The sequence below is a fragment of the Rhizobium sp. RAF36 genome (genome assembly GCF_052114105.1).
In the GTDB taxonomy this organism is placed as follows: Bacteria; Pseudomonadota; Alphaproteobacteria; order Rhizobiales; family Rhizobiaceae; genus Rhizobium.
Map to the genome: position 1 here is coordinate 426,931 of NZ_JBFREC010000003.1, position 14,874 is coordinate 441,804.

Consider the following 14,874-nt stretch of genomic DNA (forward strand, 5'->3'; position numbering starts at 1 on the left):
GCCTTCTCAGCGAAGCGCAACGCCGGCCTTTTAGGCACGCAAGATTCAGTCGTCAACGGCCGTCAGGGCGATTTTCGGGATACGCAATTCGGTGGCCGGGCCTGAAACCTGAACGCGTCGCACGCTAACTCCGTACTTGATGAAATCGGCTAGCCGCTAACGACCGATAACCTTGCGCACGATCTTGATCAGGGTTTCGGGATCAAAAGGCTTTGTCAACCACCCCGTCGCTCCGGCCGCCTTGGCCTGTGCCTTCACATCGCCATCGGATTCCGTCGACAGGAAGATTATCGGGACGCCCGCTCCGATTGGCTGTTTCCGGATTGCTTCGATCATCTGCAAGCCGTCCATGCCGGGCATGTTTAGATCGGTGATGATCAGGTCGAAGACGTCCTGTTGCGCTGCGGCTAGACCTTCAGCGCCGTCGCTGGCCTCGACGACGGAGTAGCCTGCGTTGGAAAGTGTGACATTGATCGTAGGGCGAATGCTAGCAGAGTCGTCAACTGTTAAAATGCGTGCGAGGGTCATTCAGTCTCCAGGGTGCGTGAAGGTGAGGGTGGCAAAATCGGGGAAAACCTCTAACTATTTGTGTTCCCCCGATCCTGATATGAGGGATCGACCCAGAAATGGCGTAGAGCCCGAAGCTTAATCCTTCTCAGCCCGAAAACGGGCATCGGTACCGTAAAAGCCGCGCATCGCAAGCGCTTACATCGGAGACATGCCAGTGTCCTCGATGCTGCCATCTACTCAGTCGGCAACGTAGATCAGGACAGGCAGCCTTTAGAATGGCAAAAAATAGGGGCTAGAGCCTCTAAGGTAGCGCGCCGCTTAAAAAGGTCCGCAGAGGCGTTTGCGCGATTGCTCAAATTGGTTCCTTCCTTCGAAACTCGACGCCCAAAGTGGCATCTACCCGTTTTCGCACGTCGAATGTTGACATGCCTGAAGCCATCAGCCTGAACTCGTCTCTCATCCGGATATGGGCCTCAGGATATTTCCTAAGGGCCGTAGGAAGCGGGTTGCCGCTCCGAAACGCCTCCTTGGCGGCCGCGCCGCCGAAGCGGTCGGCTGCCAGTTTCCCCATTCACCTGCGCTACCTCGGTGACGACCACCTTCACGATCTATCTCAGCGGCGGTTCGGGGCTGCCGTTGTGCATGAAGCCGACACCTCCGGAAACTTTGATAAAGCGGCCCTGTCGATAGGAGTAGTCGCGGATCATGGCATCGAACACGAGCTGGCAACCCGACAGACTGCCTTCCTTCATGTATAGCATGCTCGACACGTCCAGAGTGCCCGCGATCCTATCCAGCATGGTATGGAGTTGAGACGATTGCGCTTGTGCGGGAAGTCCCGCCAGCGTTGTGATCGCGATCTGCAATGAATGAAAGGGAAAAGCCCCTCATCGTCAAGGCCGCTCAGGCGTCTTGAGGTCCAGCATCGCGGCATCACGAACAAGCCGCGCCAACTCCCGCTCATCGTGGATGCCGAATTCGAACCAGTCGACCAGCATCTTCGCTGTGACCTGACCTTCGTCGCTGCCCTTGTCACAAGAACGCTCCGCGCACCAATCGGACAGGATGCGATCCAGTATCAGCATCGTTTCTGCATTCAACGGCTCTCTCGGCCAATCGGTCGTCGCCATGTCATTCCCCCAGCTTTCCGTCACCGTATCGACTATAGCGCAGTGGCAACACTCGCTGTCAAATGGAGAGGATTTCGGGGGCCGGTTGCGATGGCTCGAACTGCGGCGGGAGCGAATGACCACCGTTTCGCCGCCGGCACAAAACCGATCTCGTCCAGCGTCGATCTCAACGGGAACGGTTCTTGCACGGTTTCCATTCGGTAAAGGTGATGGAGCGCAAGTGTCATGAATCGGTACAGCTCGCAAGAGTTTTCGACGCTGATGTTGGTGCTGGAGGATCGCGAGGCGTACAAGATCAGGACGCTCGACGACATGGCCACAGTGCTGCTTAACCTATGGCCTGACGAGGACGGTGAAGACTACGTCATCGCGATCAAGGCGTGTCTAGACGCTAAGCTCGGTGAGGTTGCCCCTGAACTCGCGAGGCGGGCGCTCATCAAAGCCGCGGAAGAGGTCGGCGTGGGAGTAATCACGATCGTGCATTGATGGGCGAAGGAGCAGTCCGACGTCAACTTGTTCGGGGTCATGGACGTTGTTCGCGAAACCCTTCCACATTTTCGCGAAAACCGTTCAAGCCTCTACATCAACGTAAGCTCGGGCGCTGGCGTCGTCGGCCTTCCTATGATTTCTTATAAAACGCTTCAAAGTTTGCCTTGGAGGGATTCTCAAAATCGCTATTTCTACGAACTCGCGGCTCTCCTCATCGGGGTCAAGATCGTTGAGCCGGGTGGGGTGCTAGTTCGGCCAGCGCAGCGGCAAAGAGTTCTCTTCAACGCTGGCGCCTTCGCTCGATGCGGTAGCGTCTGGCCGGTGGAAGATCGGCGCTTTGGTGAACTTCGCCGGACACTTGCCACTCGCGCCATCTGGGTCGTTCCGAACACGGAACCTCAGTGCTCTTACTGGCTCAGCGGACCGAACAATTCCACCCACCGCCTCGACATCGGCCGCGCGCCAGCTGGAAGCGGCCGGGTTTGATGTGACCTTGAAGGTGGTGAAGGGCGTCGGACACATGATTTTGGTGGAAGAGGCGGAAACGGCGTTGCGGTTCCTTGGCCAGCTCGCGATCGCGCTCCTCGGTGTCTGCCGCCTGAAAGGCCGTCAGATACCTCTCGTTCGCCTTTCATCACGGCGAGAATTGTCAGCCTTGCCTATCCTACCTCAGGATGTCTCCAGCTAACCGGCGAACGTCTCCTCTTCGCACCCCTCCGATTTCTGATTAGCTGTTCGTCGTCAGGCAGGACTTTGAGGTGTGCATCGCGAGCGGCAGCGACGAAGGCCTTCCGGGCCTGCGCCGGCTCAAGCTCGCCTTGTAGCGATCGCAAGCCGGCGGCGAATGCGTGCCGCCATGACATGTCGTTGACTCGACGCGGCCATTTCTCAGAAGTCAGAATGCCCAAAAGTCCTGAAATCGTGGATGCGGTCGCAAAATGCTGGTTGCCGGGCAGGGCAACGGCGATCTCCTTGATCGACGTCACAAGGATGTCGTCCATCGCTCACCTTGCCTTTCCTGACTTCAATTCTGCCGCAACTGATTTGCGAAGTGCATCCATGATGTTGACGACGTTGGACTTGGCCGAAGCATCCGGCTTGCCCCTTGCCGTCTTGTTGGAAGGCTTCATCGCTTTCTTCTTCTTGGCAATAAGCTTGAGAAGGCTATCCTGTATGGGGTCGCTGGCCATGTCAGGTGACCAATGCGCGGATTTCTTCTTGATGAGTTGCTGCACGAGTGGGATCAAATCGGGATCGGCCTCGTTGTCGATGTCCTCGAAGTAGGATTCTTCCGGGCGAACTTCATCGCCGAACCGCAACGACCAAAGGACGATGCCGTCTTCCCGGGGCTCGAGGATCACGGCCCGCTCACGCCGCCCGATAACAAGCTTCGATATTCCGACGACCTTGTCGGCTTTCATTGCGTCGCGGATGACGGCGAAAGCCTCGTTGCCCACCGAATTGTCCGGCATAAGGTAGTGCGGCTTCTCGAGGTAGACGGAAGCAATACTGTCCGCGGGAACGAACTTTTCTATGTCGATCGTCTTGACGGTCTCGAGTGCAACCGCGTCAAGGTCTTCGTCGGTGAGTATGACGTAGTCATTTTCACCTCGAGCGTATCCTTTGGCATCGTTCCCGTCCTTGACCGGCTTGCCAGTGACGGAGTCGATATATTGCGAAACTACCCTGTTTCCGGTGAGCCTGTTTAGCGTGTGGAATCGCACCTTTTCCGACTCCGAGGTCGCCGGGCTCATGTTCACCGGGCAAGTGACCAGCGAGAGCTTCAAATACCCTTTCCAGTAGGGGCGGAGTGCCATTTTTTAGCTCCTAACTTGCTTTGCGCTGCGGAACAGCCTTGGAGGAGGCGGCCTTCTCGGCTGCTCCGCGCGCGGCGCGCTGCCTGCCAGTGCCAGCATTGGCATTGGCCGCAGTGCGTTTCGGTTTTTGAGAGGCGGTTTTCATTGACCCCGCACTCTCGCGAAGGGCGGCAAGCAGGTCGCTCGGCTTGGAAACCTCGACGCTCTTGCGCTTCGGCAGCGCCTTTCCTTCGATCTTTGCCTTCACCAACTCGGCAAGCGCCGCCTCGTAGCGGTCTTCGAATGACGCCGGATCGAACTCGCCCCGCTTTGTGCCGATAATGTGCTTGGCGAGCGCGAGCATCTCGCCCTCGATCTTCAGCTTCGGCATATCCTCGAATGCCTTCCTGGAAGATCGGACCTCGTAGTCGTAGTTTAGCGTGGTTGCCACTAGACCGTTGCCTTGCGGCCGGATGAGGACGGTTCGCATCCGCCGAAACAGCACGGCCCTCGCGATAGCGGCGACTTTCGACTTCCTCATCCCGTCTCTGAGGGCCGCGAAGGCGTCAGCGCCCATCTTGTCCGGCGTCAGATAGTAGGGCTTGTCGAAATAGATATCATCGACTTCCGAACTCGGGATGAAGGCTTGAACATCCAGCGTCTTGTTGCTCTCGGGGATTGTTGCGGCAACTTCCTCCGGGTCTATGATGATGAACTGGCCGTTCTCAATCTCGAACCCCTTAGTCTGGTCTTCGCGCTCGACACGTTCTTCGGTCTCGCTGTCGATGAAGACGCGGTTGACCCGGTTGCCCGTAACCTTGTTGATGGAATTGAAGGTGACGCGCTCTGACGTGCTGGCCGCGGTATAGAGGGCGACGCCACAGCTTACTTCGCCGAACTTGAGAAATCCCTTCCACTGCGCTCTATGTCCCGATGCCATACGCCATACTCCGAATCACTAATACGTGACTCAAAGACGTGCGAGCGTGATTCGTTCCGCCTCAAAACGAATCATTTTTCAATGGCTTATGGAATCTTCTTAGGAAATTGATTCACGCCGAAATGCTGGGGCGTCGGTCTCGTGTAACGACGGCAAGAGCAGCTGCTGGCCCGTACGCAAGGTACGGCCGCTCCACCGGCAAGCGAGGGAGCCGGTACCGCTGCCGGCGCCCAGGAGCCGAGACCAACCTATTGGTTTTTGACGCAGGTCCGTCTTCGTCCTCCTGTCCACTCCTATGCTCAATTCCGAGCATTAGCGCCTCCTCCACCGGCGCTATTTTCCTGGATTTATTGACGCGCGGCAGCATGAGCTCCACGCGTCAGTTGAAATCGGCGCTTCTTCGCTCGTGTCGCCGACAAACGAACAATGCAGCGCCCCCATCCTCGATCCGGTATCGAACTTAGCAGCTGCGCGCTGCCGATCGAAAGTCGTGCGCCAACGCTGGTATGCAAAGGATCGGAAGCAAAACGCCCGGCATAATTTTCTTTCCCCGATCAAGTGACGCGCCTAGAATGTGGTCTTAGGAGAATTTCGGTGTACAATATTTCGCATTTCCCTCCAGGCACGACCGACGGAAAATGGCCCTTAGAGCGTCGTGCGGTTCTCGACTGGCTCGTAAACGAGACCTATTCCCAGCGATTTCTTGACAATCTTCTCGTCGATTTGTGCGAGCGTCTGGTTGCTGGCGGTGTTCCGGTCGCTAGGTCTTCGCTTCACCTCAGGATCCAGCACCCGCAGTGGCAAGGTGCGAGGATCCTGTGGCTGCCGGGTGTACAAAACGCCCATATCGACACGTTCGACTACGACGTTGATACTACCGAGATGTTCCTTCGTAGACCGGCCACGGAAATTTACAATGGAGCATCTGAAGTTCGGCAACGCCTCGACCGGCATGACGATGGCATGGGCCAGTTTCAACTCTTCGATGAGCTTCGTCGAGAAGGGTTCACCGACTATGTCGCTTGGCCGATCGATCACACATTGGGCAAACGCCATGTCATAACTTTCGCGACCAGGCAAGTTGGCGGGTTCTCTGAACACGAGGTGAACTACCTGCGGGATCTGTTACCCGCGCTCGCCTTGGTCAGCGAAATCCGGATGAAAAACGCTATGGCTCGCACCTTGTTGGAGACTTACGTGGGCCCACATGCGAGCGCCGAAATTCTTGCGGGTGCCACGACGCGCGGCAGCGGCAAGACTGTGAGCGCCGCGATCATGATTTGCGACCTCCGCGATTTCACGGCGCTATCCGATCTTTGGCCGCGCGATGACGTTATCGAAATTCTCAATGGCTATTTCGATGCCTTATGCGACCCCATAGAAGCCAGAGGCGGCGAAATCTTGAAATTCATGGGCGACGGACTCCTTGCTATCTTTCCACTGGATAATCCGAACGCCTGCGCAGACCTCCTGCAATCCATCGAAGACGGTCGCAGGCGCATGGACGACTTAAATCTCAAGCTCACAGGTGGGGGGAAAACGCCACTAAGGTATGGAATCGGTGTTCACGTCGGCGATGTCATGTATGGGAACATCGGTTCCCGAAAGCGGCTGGATTTCACAGCGATTGGCCCTGCAGTCAATGTCGCATCCAGGTTGGAGGAGCTTACGAAATTGCTCGAGCGGCCCGTCCTTCTATCTTCCGATTTCGTGCATTCAGCTAGCCTGACCGAAACATTTGTAGAGCTTGGGTCGCATTCCCTTAGGGGCCTCGCGTCGCCGGTAAGGGTGTATGGAATTGCCGATCCATCAACCGCCTGAAATTTTCCTCAGGACAGGCGCTCGCACCTCCTGATTAGCGCTTAGCTGCCGACTATGTCTCAAGGTTCCTAAAAGCCGGCATTATAAAGGTTGCGTCCGCGCGAACCGAATTGAACAAATGCGCCAGTTGCTCGTCAGTGTTCTCCGCGAGTATTCCGGTACGGACAAGCGCGGAATCAAAGCCGGACCTTTTCGCGCCGAGGATGTCATGCTCGATGCTGTCACCAACGCAGACGACGCGGCGTCGATCGTTAATCCCGGCGATGCGTACAGCATGCTCGTAGATCTCGGGATGTGGCTTGCCAAACCACGTCACCGTTCCGCCCAATGCCTCGTAAAGCCGGGCTATGCTCCCTGCTCCTGCGAGGGTAGCTCCATTGTGGAGCTTGTGGATGTCGGGATTGGTACAAACGCAGGGAATGTGTTTCTCGGCAGCGGGACGCAGCATTTCGCGGTAGTCATCCATCGCGACGCGCTCAGACTCGCTGCCCGAAATTATGATAAGCTGGGCTTCGGATGCGTGGTCCATGGAGACTAGGCCAAGGCGATCGGCAAGATTTCGATCTCCACCGCTTGAAATCGTGAGGCAGGTCGAACCGCGAACAAGCGTCGATCCGGGGGAGGAAAGCACCTCGTAAGCGACATCGCCCGAGGTTACAAAAAAGTCGAAGCTGTCCGCAGCAAAACCTAGCTTGACCAGGCGTTCGGAGTTGTATTCGCCGTTTCTTCCCGAATTAGAAAGGATGACTATCATCTTGCCTGCGGTAGCCAATCGAGACAACGCCTCGATAGCTCCTTCGTAGGGACCGGTGTCGTCTCTTAGTACTCCGAACTGGTCGACCAAAAAGACATCGTATCGGTCCGATAGCTGTTCCAGGGTGATCGGTAGCGGTTCACGCATTCTCGTCGTCCAGGTGGGATAGAACCATCGCGGCGGTACCTGTCGCGGCTTCGACTGACTTGGCTGGCACTATATCGATGCCCAGCGCTTTTTCCCTCATTCTTGTCCAAGCCGGATTTTTCGCCCCGCCGCCAACAGTTCTGAGGCTTGCCAAAATAGGAGAACCGAGTTCGCGCAGCCGTTCGTAACCGAGCCGCTCGATCTCCGTCATCCCCTCCAGGAGAGCCTGAAAAAACATACCTTCGTCGGCTGGTCGAGGACTGAGGCGCGGCAAGTAGTGCGGGTCGTTGACCGGAAATCGCTCACCGGGCCGCAGAAGCGGATAAAAATTCAGACCCAACCGTCGTTCAGGATCGATCGTGCGTGTCAGCTCGTCCAGGCGTTCGTCTCCGATCAGAGCGCGCAAGACATTGCCGCCGCTATTCGAAGCGCCGCCAACCAGCCAGAACTCGCCAACACGATGGGAATAGATGCCGTATTGTGGGGCATTGATGGGTTTGTCAGACGCGAGTTTGAGTACGATCGTAGATCCAAGTGCGGTCACCGCATCGCCAACACTAGACGCACCCGTGGCTAGAAATGAAGCGCACCCGTCCGTCGTTCCTGCGTGGAATGTGGCGGATTGCGGAAGTCCAAGCTGGTGAAGATAGCCTCCGACCGATGCGATTGGCTCGCCTGCGCGATAAACTGTCGGAAGTTTAGATATATCCATGTCAGCGGCCTCAAGCCAAGCCGGCCACAAGCCTCGGTTCAGATCATAACCCGTCTTGAGAGCGTTGTTTTCGTCGCTGATCCTCCCGGGGCACCCGAGCTTCATCAAAATCCAGTCGGCTTGGTGCACCACGGTTGCGACAGCCGGAGCTTTCGAAAGGTGGACGGCGCGTGCAAGACCGGAATTCGCACCGGTCGCGGTTGCCCCTGATGGTGCGTTTGCAGCGATCCGCTCAACCACCGCAATGTCGGGGCAGGGCTCATTGTACATGAGCACTGATCCGTTGGGCTCGTTCGAAGCGTCGAGGGCCAGCACGGTCCCGGAGGTGCCATCGACGGCCACACCTTTTAGAGAGGTGAAATCCACCTTCTGGGCTACGGCTTGTAACGCCTCCTGCACCCGGATCCACCATGCCTCTGGTTGACGAAGTTCGTCTGGCGATCTGAAGGGTGATGAAGCGAACGCGACTTGATTGCCGTCTCCGTCGATGGCACAGGCGCGGGCGCCCGAAGTGCCGATGTCGATGCCGAGTGCAACGGCCTGGCTCGATTTTTTGGTCACGCAGGCTGCCTCACGGAGTCGCGGTCGAGTGCTTGGCGATACTGCTCGGCCTCCCAATGAGTGAGCTCATGCTCGTCACTCTTGGAAAGATAGGCCACGGCTTTGCCCTCCGGAATTCGGCTGACGACTTCGGCAAGGCACCGGGCCATGACTTCACCACCGGCGGTAAGGGCGCTGGAGAGCAGGACGCCCTTATCGGGAACCAGGATCATTTTGGGAATATTGCGTCCTTCTCGTGTCAACGCGGCCTCATAGTCCGTCGCGCGTTGTCCGTCTTCAAGCACACCAATTTCGGTGCCGAGAAATATCACGTGATCAGGATAGAGGGAGCCGCCAAGCGCGGCCGATCGGTTGGTCTCCGACAGAGCGATCGAGTGACTTCTAATGTCTTGAGCAGGGTGAAAGTTCGATCCTTGCGCCATCGTCGTCAGCGCTTCGATATCCAACCCACCAGATTGACGTGGCTCAGACGTCAGAGCATCCGTCACCCTTTTGATTCTCGCCGCCACGTCTTCGACCGAGTCGCCGCAGACGATTATGCCATGATTGAAAAGGATGAGAACATCGGGCTTCGACGCTGCGGCTTTCTCGATTTCGCGTGCGAGCGGCGTCCCCGGACGCCGGTAGGGTATCATGCCCCATTTGAGGTCCGTGAGAAGGCTCATTCGTGCACTCAGTTCTTCTTCGCGATCCTCTAGAACAGAAAGTGCTATCGCGTTCACGCAGTGATAGTGCGCGACCACCCGACTGCCGAGTGCAGCGTGGAAACTCGTTTCGATCGATGGTCGTAAACCGGTCGAGTTCAGCTCGGAAACGATGAAATCGGTGGATTTCTCCGCGCGCGGATCGCTATCGCGCAAGGCTCTCACCAGCGGATCGACGACGACGGGAACCATTATGTCTTGATCTTCGGCTTTGGAGAGCCACGTGCCGGAGGCCTTCACCCACATAACGCCGTCCTGCTTGATGGACGTGTTCCCGCCCGCGCCTTGGGTTTTGAGGATGTCATTTCCAATCTCGCGCGACAAGCGAAGGAAGGCTTTGAAAGGCGCTGTACCCCTCAAGTCGGTTTTTGACACGTCTCTTTCCTCCCAAGTTGAAACATGCTCGCTCCGGCATCTGCTTTTTTGAGCAAACTTTTTCGCGATCCTATTTATATGATTGAATGTCGTCAACAGTGAAGAAATGTAAGCTTCGGTATTGCGATGTAAGCGACGCTGTGATTAATGTTCCTCATTGACGCTGAGGGAGAAGCGTCACGGAGGATTGAATTGAACGATTCCGATCGACATCGTCTGATCACGGAGCTACTTCGCGAGAGGCCGTTTGCGTCTGTCCGAGATTTGCAGGAGCGCCTTGGCGTTTCTCCGGCGACGATCCGCCGTGACATCGACAAGCTGGATGAGACCGGCGTCGCTCGAAAAGTTTATGGTGGGATATCGGCGAATGAATCGTCAGCTTCGGCACGGTTGTCGGCGCGGCCCTACGATGAGAACCGGGACATCGCAGTCGATGCCAAGCGGGCGATTGCGGAGAAGGCCGCGAGCCTCGTTCGTGACGGCGACTCGATCATCGTTCATGCGGGATCGACTTGCTATCAACTCGGCTTGCAGTTGGCGCGCCGCAATGTCCGGCTCTATACCAATTCAATGCCGCTCGCGGCCTACCTTGGCGAGCACGGCACCTGCAATCTGACACTGGCGGGCGGAGTGCTGTACCGCGAACCTGGCATCGTCCACGACGCGTCGGCCGGAGCGCCTGACTTCTTTGCCTCGCGGTTCTTTCTCGGTACGCAAGGCATTGGCAGCGAAGGTCTTCTGGAATCGCATCCCCTCCTGACCAAGGCCATCGGCGAGCTCAGCAGCTGCGCCGACGAGATCGTGCTTTTGGCCGACAGTAGGAAGCTTTCGATCCAGCCCCGCAACATCGTCCTCCCTCTTTCAAGGATTGGTACGATCGTTATCGATGATGGACTTTCCGACGCCGGAGCGAAGATGCTTGAAGATGCCGGCGTCACGATCATGATCGCCACTCTCGGAGGACAGTGATGACGGCTTCCAGATCAGTTGCGGTATTCGATCTTGGCAAAACGAACTCCAAGCTCTTTATTTTCGGAGAGGACGGGTCAGTGCTGTCGGAAGACCGCACAAAACCCCTTTGGATCGAGCATGCAGGCCTTCGCGTGCTTGATGACGATGCTCTTTTCAGCTGGATGAAGATAGCGCTATCGAAGGCGATTAAAGACCATGGCGTCGGGCACGTCATGTTCTCGGGCCACGGGTGCACATTTGCACTCGTGGAACAGGGTCGTCTCGTTCACCCGATCCTCGACTATGAGCAAGAACCTCCACAGCCGCTTGCAGGTCGCATTGACATGCTAGTCCCAACATTTAACGAAACCTACTCTCCTCGGTTGCCGCTTGGGTTCAATTACGGACGACATATGCTTTGGTTGGAGGCTAGGAACCCGGACGACTTCCGGCGCGTAGAAGCTATCCTGCCTTATCCGCAATTCTGGTCCTGGAAGTTTTCCGGCAAGATGGTCTCGGAAATTTCCTACGTCGGATGCCATTCCCACCTGTGGGCACCGCTGAAGGACGACTTCAGCAGTCTGGTCGATAGTCGAGGCTGGCGAGAAAAAATGCCGACTTTCGAGCGGGCAGGGACGGCGCTCGGCGAATGGGACGCTCTTGAAAGAGGCGAACCTGCCGGCTCAATAGTGGTCCACAATGGCGTCCACGACAGCAACTCCGCTCTTTATTACTACCGCTCTATCGGCTTCGATGATTTCACGCTGGTATCGACCGGCACCTGGGTGGTCATATTCAATTCCGCTTGTCCTCTAGAAGCGCTTGATGAACATCGAGACATGCTCGCCAACGTCACTGTAGACGGCAAGCCTACCCCAACGATTAGGTTCATGGGCGGCAGGGAGTATGATCTTGCCAGCGGAGGTTGGAACAGGACCGTGAGTATCGATGCGGTCTCCCGGGTTATCGCCAAGGGAGTATTTGCACTGCCATCGTTTGCACCTGGCGGCCCGATGCAAGGTTGCGAGGGACGATTTGTCGGCCCTGAGATCGACGGTGAAGAACGTGCAGCCGCCGCGCTACTCTACGTCGCACTAATGACCAATTTCTCACTCGATCTGATCCGGTCGACTAACCCGATCGTTATCGACGGCGGCCTTGTAAAAACAGGTCTGTATGCCGAGCTTCTCGCGCAACTGCGGCCTTCCCAAGCCATTTTCACCAGCGCGACTGCCGAAGGCAGCGCGTTCGGTGCGGCTGCACTGGTCTTCGAAACGATGAGTAAAAAGCCGTTCGCAAACAAGACGAAGATGGCTGAACCGCTGCAACTTTTCGGGCTTGAGGCTTATGCCGACACGTGGCGCGCTTTGGTGGAAATCGAAGGACCCGATATGGCGACGCCCAAGAAGGAGCTTCACGCATGAGCGCAACCGACACCAAAACTCTTGGGCCTGTGCTGGAGATGAGGAACATCAGCAAGACCTTCGCAAGCACGAAGGCGCTGACGAATGTTTCGCTCACAGTATATCCAGGTGAGGTTCACGCTCTCATGGGGGAAAACGGCGCCGGCAAGTCGACGTTGATGAAAGTGCTTTCCGGCGCGTATACGGCCGACCCCGGCGGCGCGGTTCTGGTGGACGGTAAGCCCATCGTTGCTGGAGATCCGATCAAGGCCAAGGCCAACGGTATCTCTGTCATTTACCAGGAGCTTTCGCTCGCACCCAATCTTACGGTTGCCCAAAATATGTTTCTTGGGGCCGAGCCCTCTCGTTACGGCGTTGTCGACAAGGCCGCCGCCCGCGCAAAGGTTGCGCCGATCCTCAAGCAGTTGGGTATTTCCTTCGGTCCGTCTCAACTCGTCGCGACGCTATCTCTTGGCGAGCGGCAGATGGTGGAAATTGCCCGTGCTTTGACGACGAATGCCAAAATCATTGTCATGGACGAGCCGACGACTTCCCTAACCTCGAGGGAAACGGAGCGGCTATTCGAAGTCATCGGCGGGCTCAAGGCACGCGGCATCGCCATCATTTATATTAGCCATCGAATGGAAGAAATCTACGCACTCGCCGATCGCGTCAGCGTCCTGCGGGACAGCGCGTATGTCGGAACGCTAGAGCGCGAGAATCTCTCGGCTGAAAAGCTCGTTTCCATGATGGTGGGCCGGGACCTATCCTCGTTTTACAAGAAGGAGCACGGCGCTCCACAGCAAGCCGCCAAGACCATTCTGTCGGTTAAGGGCTTGGGCGACGGCCGCCGCGTGCATGATTGCTCATTCGACGCGAAGGCAGGCGAAGTGCTTGGCATCGCCGGCCTTGTCGGTTCCGGACGCACTGAGCTTGCACGCCTCATCTTTGGAGCCGATCGCAAGGCGACAGGCACGGTCACGCTCGAAGGTGTTGAACTCGCAATCGGCGGTCCGCGGGACGCAATGGATGCGGGTATTGTCTATCTGACGGAAGACCGGAAAGGTCTCGGCCTTTTCCTTGACATGACGATAACCGAAAACATCAATATCGGTGTCATTGGCAAGGATGCTGGCCGCGGAGGCATCTTGAACTTTGCCGCTGCGAAGGAACGTGCTGCTCGTGCAATAAAATCGCTTTCGATCCGCACACTGAGCGCAAGCGTGAACGTCGGAGCGCTTTCCGGCGGCAACCAGCAAAAGGCGCTGATCGCGCGGTTGTTGGAAACCAAACCAAAGGTCATTATTTTCGACGAGCCTACACGTGGTGTCGACGTCGGTGCCAAATCCGAAATCTACCGGATCATCGACGAACTGGCACAGACCGGGATCGCCATCGTCGTGATCTCCAGCGACTTGCCTGAAATCCTTGGCATTGCTGACCGCGTCCTCGTTATGCGCGAGGGCCGCATCGCTGGAGAGGTTTTGGCGACGCGGGACCAGCCAATCAGCCAGGAAGCTATCATGGCCTTCTCCACCGGTTCGGTATCCAAAGTTGCCTGAGACCAAAAAGACGGGATGAGAATATGACCGCGACACCCACTGAACAGACGAATGCCAACAAGGCAAAGTTTCGATCGACATTGACCGCGCTCGGTATGCTGCCGGTGCTAGTGATCTTGGCGATCGGCTTTCATCTGTTGAGCGGACGGTTTCTCAGCGTCAACAATTTGTCCATCGTCACGCAGCAAGCTTCGATCAATACGGTGCTTGCAGCCGGTATGACGTTCGTCATCCTCACTGGCGGCATCGACTTGTCCGTCGGATCGATCCTGGCGGCGTCGGCGATGGTCGGCGTCATCGTTTCGCTTTGGCCCGATATCGGTATGCTGGGCATTCCCGCCGCTATCGGTGTGGGACTTGCCTGCGGCGTCGTCAACGGTGTCATTATCTCGTTTCTCAAGCTTCCACCGTTCATCGTGACGCTCGGGTCGCTGACCGCGATGCGCGGCATTGCGCGCCTTCTCGGCAATGACACAACCGTGTTCAACGCCGATCTTCCGTTCGACTTCATCGGGAACGGTTCGCTGCTCGGCATTCCCTGGCTGGCGATCATCGCCCTCGCAACCATCGTCATCTCCTGGTTCATTCTGAAGCGGACAGTGCTTGGCACCTGGATTTATGCCGTGGGGGGCAATGTCGAAGCTGCTCGGCTCACCGGGATCAAAGTTCCGCTAGTTCTGCTTTTTGTGTATTCGATGTCAGGCCTGCTGTCGGGCGTAGGCGGCGTTATGTCGGCTGCACGCCTCTATGCCGCAAATGGCCTGCAGCTCGGGCAAGCCTATGAGCTCGATGCCATCGCTGCGGTCATCCTCGGCGGAACCAGCTTTGTCGGGGGTGTCGGGTCGATCTGGGGGACGCTGATCGGAGCACTGATCATCGCTGTGCTCTCCAACGGCCTCATCCTCGTCGGTGTCTCGGACATTTGGCAGTACATCATCAAGGGACTTGTCATCATCGTTGCCGTGGCACTTGACCGCTACAGGCTGAAAGGACTTAGCCGCACATGACGTGCGGCTTGA

Annotated in this window: 15 protein-coding genes; 6 read left to right on the plus strand and 9 right to left on the minus strand. The window is 57.0% G+C overall.

The annotated features are described in order from the left end of the window. Window positions 1-156 precede the first annotated feature (156 nt). The 3 genes from AB4Z25_RS13505 to AB4Z25_RS13515 all read right to left on the minus strand — a co-directional run bounded on the left by AB4Z25_RS13505 (window position 157) and on the right by AB4Z25_RS13515 (window position 1,640). Window positions 157-528, minus strand: a complete 372-nt coding sequence (locus tag AB4Z25_RS13505; protein WP_442208217.1) for a response regulator — start codon at window positions 526-528, stop codon at window positions 157-159. A gap of 590 nt (window positions 529-1,118) precedes the next feature. Then, window positions 1,119-1,271 carry a hypothetical protein gene (locus tag AB4Z25_RS13510; protein ID WP_442208218.1) on the minus strand — a complete coding sequence of 51 codons (153 nt, stop codon included), beginning with the start codon at window positions 1,269-1,271 and terminating at the stop codon, window positions 1,119-1,121. Window positions 1,272-1,403: 132 nt separating this feature from the next. Next, complete coding sequence (locus tag AB4Z25_RS13515; protein WP_442208219.1) at window positions 1,404-1,640, minus strand: hypothetical protein; 237 nt, start codon at window positions 1,638-1,640, stop codon at window positions 1,404-1,406. Between the two features lie 225 nt (window positions 1,641-1,865). Between AB4Z25_RS13515 and AB4Z25_RS13520 the strand changes: the two genes are divergently transcribed. Next, the gene (locus tag AB4Z25_RS13520; RefSeq protein ID WP_112389171.1) at window positions 1,866-2,126 is read left to right on the plus strand and encodes a DUF982 domain-containing protein; all 261 of its coding nucleotides are present in this window, start codon (window positions 1,866-1,868) and stop codon (window positions 2,124-2,126) included. 662 nt (window positions 2,127-2,788) lie between these two features. Here AB4Z25_RS13520 and AB4Z25_RS13525 read toward each other — a convergent pair. The 3 genes from AB4Z25_RS13525 to ku (AB4Z25_RS13535) are packed head-to-tail and all read right to left on the minus strand — an operon-like array spanning window position 2,789 to window position 4,865. Further along, complete coding sequence (locus AB4Z25_RS13525; RefSeq protein WP_442208220.1) at window positions 2,789-3,130, minus strand: DUF982 domain-containing protein; 342 nt, start codon at window positions 3,128-3,130, stop codon at window positions 2,789-2,791. 3 nt (window positions 3,131-3,133) lie between these two features. After that, a complete protein-coding gene (gene ku, locus AB4Z25_RS13530) occupies window positions 3,134-3,946 on the minus strand; it encodes a non-homologous end joining protein Ku (RefSeq protein WP_442208221.1) in 813 nt (270 codons plus the stop codon). A gap of 10 nt (window positions 3,947-3,956) precedes the next feature. Beyond that, entirely contained in the window at window positions 3,957-4,865 is a 909-nt protein-coding gene (ku, locus tag AB4Z25_RS13535; RefSeq protein WP_442208222.1) for a non-homologous end joining protein Ku, read from the minus strand. A gap of 594 nt (window positions 4,866-5,459) precedes the next feature. On the opposite strand from ku (AB4Z25_RS13535), the gene AB4Z25_RS13540 reads away from it, so the two are divergent. Next, a complete protein-coding gene (locus tag AB4Z25_RS13540) occupies window positions 5,460-6,686 on the plus strand; it encodes an adenylate/guanylate cyclase domain-containing protein (protein WP_442208223.1) in 1,227 nt (408 codons plus the stop codon). Between the two features lie 52 nt (window positions 6,687-6,738). Here the strand turns inward: AB4Z25_RS13540 and AB4Z25_RS13545 are convergent, their stop codons facing one another. From AB4Z25_RS13545 to AB4Z25_RS13555, 3 genes are read right to left on the minus strand one after another with little or no spacing between them, the layout of a single operon-like run. Beyond that, window positions 6,739-7,587, minus strand: a complete 849-nt coding sequence (locus tag AB4Z25_RS13545; protein WP_442208224.1) for a TIGR01459 family HAD-type hydrolase — start codon at window positions 7,585-7,587, stop codon at window positions 6,739-6,741. After that, window positions 7,580-8,860, minus strand: a complete 1,281-nt coding sequence (locus tag AB4Z25_RS13550; protein ID WP_310295641.1) for an FGGY-family carbohydrate kinase — start codon at window positions 8,858-8,860, stop codon at window positions 7,580-7,582. The genes AB4Z25_RS13545 and AB4Z25_RS13550 overlap by 8 nt, the downstream gene beginning before the upstream one ends. Then, the gene (locus AB4Z25_RS13555) at window positions 8,857-9,939 is read right to left on the minus strand and encodes a class II aldolase/adducin family protein (protein WP_442208225.1); all 1,083 of its coding nucleotides are present in this window, start codon (window positions 9,937-9,939) and stop codon (window positions 8,857-8,859) included. Before AB4Z25_RS13555 ends, AB4Z25_RS13550 begins: the two co-directional genes overlap by 4 nt. Window positions 9,940-10,131: 192 nt before the next feature. On the opposite strand from AB4Z25_RS13555, the gene AB4Z25_RS13560 reads away from it, so the two are divergent. Genes AB4Z25_RS13560 through AB4Z25_RS13575 form a run of 4 tightly spaced genes read left to right on the plus strand, consistent with a single transcriptional unit; the run spans window position 10,132 to window position 14,862 of the window. Further along, window positions 10,132-10,908 (plus strand): DeoR/GlpR family DNA-binding transcription regulator, encoded by a 777-nt coding sequence (locus AB4Z25_RS13560; protein ID WP_112389163.1) that lies wholly within the window; start codon window positions 10,132-10,134, stop codon window positions 10,906-10,908. After that, window positions 10,908-12,314 carry an FGGY-family carbohydrate kinase gene (locus AB4Z25_RS13565; RefSeq protein ID WP_442208226.1) on the plus strand — a complete coding sequence of 469 codons (1,407 nt, stop codon included), beginning with the start codon at window positions 10,908-10,910 and terminating at the stop codon, window positions 12,312-12,314. The genes AB4Z25_RS13560 and AB4Z25_RS13565 overlap by 1 nt, the downstream gene beginning before the upstream one ends. Then, the gene (locus AB4Z25_RS13570; RefSeq protein ID WP_442208227.1) at window positions 12,311-13,855 is read left to right on the plus strand and encodes a sugar ABC transporter ATP-binding protein; all 1,545 of its coding nucleotides are present in this window, start codon (window positions 12,311-12,313) and stop codon (window positions 13,853-13,855) included. Before AB4Z25_RS13565 ends, AB4Z25_RS13570 begins: the two co-directional genes overlap by 4 nt. Window positions 13,856-13,878: 23 nt before the next feature. Then, complete coding sequence (locus AB4Z25_RS13575; protein ID WP_112389160.1) at window positions 13,879-14,862, plus strand: ABC transporter permease subunit; 984 nt, start codon at window positions 13,879-13,881, stop codon at window positions 14,860-14,862. Window positions 14,863-14,874: the final 12 nt, after the last annotated feature.

Bases quoted from the DNA above. Each gene is read 5' to 3' on its own strand.
- AB4Z25_RS13570 (WP_442208227.1), top strand. From the start codon at position 12,311: ATGAGCGCAACCGACACCAAAACTCTTGGGCCTGTGCTGGAGATGAGG.
- ku (WP_442208222.1), bottom strand. From the start codon at position 4,865: ATGGCATCGGGACATAGAGCGCAGTGGAAGGGATTTCTCAAGTTCGGC.
- ku (WP_442208221.1), bottom strand. From the start codon at position 3,946: ATGGCACTCCGCCCCTACTGGAAAGGGTATTTGAAGCTCTCGCTGGTC.
- AB4Z25_RS13505 (WP_442208217.1), bottom strand. From the start codon at position 528: ATGACCCTCGCACGCATTTTAACAGTTGACGACTCTGCTAGCATTCGC.
- AB4Z25_RS13525 (WP_442208220.1), bottom strand. From the start codon at position 3,130: ATGGACGACATCCTTGTGACGTCGATCAAGGAGATCGCCGTTGCCCTG.
- AB4Z25_RS13520 (WP_112389171.1), top strand. From the start codon at position 1,866: ATGAATCGGTACAGCTCGCAAGAGTTTTCGACGCTGATGTTGGTGCTG.
- AB4Z25_RS13515 (WP_442208219.1), bottom strand. From the start codon at position 1,640: ATGGCGACGACCGATTGGCCGAGAGAGCCGTTGAATGCAGAAACGATG.
- AB4Z25_RS13545 (WP_442208224.1), bottom strand. From the start codon at position 7,587: ATGCGTGAACCGCTACCGATCACCCTGGAACAGCTATCGGACCGATAC.
- AB4Z25_RS13575 (WP_112389160.1), top strand. From the start codon at position 13,879: ATGACCGCGACACCCACTGAACAGACGAATGCCAACAAGGCAAAGTTT.
- AB4Z25_RS13565 (WP_442208226.1), top strand. From the start codon at position 10,908: ATGACGGCTTCCAGATCAGTTGCGGTATTCGATCTTGGCAAAACGAAC.
- AB4Z25_RS13510 (WP_442208218.1), bottom strand. From the start codon at position 1,271: ATGCTATACATGAAGGAAGGCAGTCTGTCGGGTTGCCAGCTCGTGTTC.